This is a genomic window from Mesorhizobium sp. M1E.F.Ca.ET.041.01.1.1 (genome assembly GCF_003997355.1).
In the GTDB taxonomy this organism is placed as follows: Bacteria; Pseudomonadota; Alphaproteobacteria; order Rhizobiales; family Rhizobiaceae; genus Mesorhizobium.
This window is the reverse complement of the sequence record NZ_RZSL01000962.1, coordinates 1-1,503: the sequence shown is the minus strand read 5'-3', so window position 1 is coordinate 1,503 and position 1,503 is coordinate 1. Positions and strand designations below refer to the sequence as shown.

The window sequence follows — 1,503 nt, the reverse complement described above, 5'->3', positions numbered from 1 at the left end:
CCTATTTCGGCCGCCGCGCCATTGCCGACTACACCGACAGCGTCGAAGGCCGGCTGATGCGTTCGCTGAAAAGCGTTCTCGGCAGTTCGCTGGCCAACGAGAAGACGCGCATCAAGGCGCGCCTGATCGGTTTCACCGACATCATCGGATTCTTCATCAGCCATTTGAAGAAGCGGCTGGAAGAGGATGCCGGCGGCCCGGTCGAGCGGGTCGTGCTCGGCCGCCCAGTGCAGTTCGTCGACGACGATGCCGAGGCGGATGCGAAAGCTGAGGGCGAACTCGAAAAGGCGGCGCGCGCGCAAAGCTTCAAGCACATCGCCTTCCAGTTCGAGCCGATCGCGGCGGCGCTCGACTATGAACAGAACGTCGCGCGGGAAGAGCTGGCGCTGATCGTCGACATGGGCGGCGGCACCTCCGACTTCTCCGTCGTTCGCGTCTCGCCGGAGCGCGCCCGCTCGGACGACCGCAAGGGCGACATCCTCGCCAATCGCGGCATCCATATCGGCGGCACCGACTTCGACCGGCTGCTCAGCATCGCCCACGTCATGCCCGAGCTCGGCTATCTGACCCGGACCAAGGACCACAAACGCAATCTGCCGGCGAGGTATTTCATCGACCTCGCGACCTGGCAGCGCATCAACCTGGTCTACACCGCCAAGGCAATGTCGGATCTGAGGCAGATCCGCTTCGAGGCCGAGCGGGCCAACCTTGTCGACCGCTTCATCCATATTGTCGACCATCGTTACGGGCATGCGATGGCCGGCCTGGTCGAACGGGCCAAGATCGCGCTCACCGACCAATCTTCGGCCGAGGTGAAGGTGTCGCTGCCCGGCGCGCGCTTCTCGGCCGAGATCACGCGCGCCGGTCTGGAAGAGACGATCGGGGCGGACATCGACCGGGTGACCGCAACGGTCAGGCAGACGATCGCCGACGCCGGCATTTCCGCTTCCGCCATCACCGCCGTGTTCCTCACCGGCGGTTCGACCGCAATCCCATTGGCAAAGCGGCGGATCCTCTCACTGGTGCCGCAGGCCTCCATCATCGAAGGCGACATGTTCGGCTCGGTCGGGCTTGGGCTTGCGCTGGATGCGCAACGGAAGTTCGCCTGAGGTTTCTTTTCTGGTGAAAGCCTGACGCTTGGTACCCGACAAAGACTGCCGTTTTGGGTGGTGAGCGGCCCCTCGGATGGGTGCGCCCGAATTGGCACGGACATTAGGGCGGAACCAAGTATAGTGATCTGCCTAAGCTCGCAGGCAATCACCTGTGTTCTCGACGTTCAATTTGGCCGCAGAGCCGATGAGCCTCAATGTCGGGAGGACGAAAATGCGCCAGATCAAGTCCCTGATCCTACTGTCAATTCTTTCGCTAACGCCAGGATTGAGCATCGCGGCGGAAGAATTTCCCGCCGATACGCTTGTGATCCAGGCGGAAATCCAGAGAGGCGGCGATTTTATTGGGTTCGGGTTCAATTCCCTTTGGATGATGAGCGGCAGCCTCCTTGAG

Annotated in this window: 2 protein-coding genes; both read left to right on the top strand. The window is 62.1% G+C overall.

All coding sequences use genetic code 11. From position 1 onward, the window contains the following. Window positions 1–1,109, top strand: a 1,109-nt coding sequence (locus EOA38_RS36395) for an Hsp70 family protein (protein ID WP_145966284.1), incomplete at its 5' end; no start/stop codon positions are given. Window positions 1,110–1,323: 214 nt separating this feature from the next. After that, the coding region (locus EOA38_RS36390; protein WP_145966283.1) for a hypothetical protein at window positions 1,324–1,503 on the top strand (180 nt) is incomplete at its 3' end.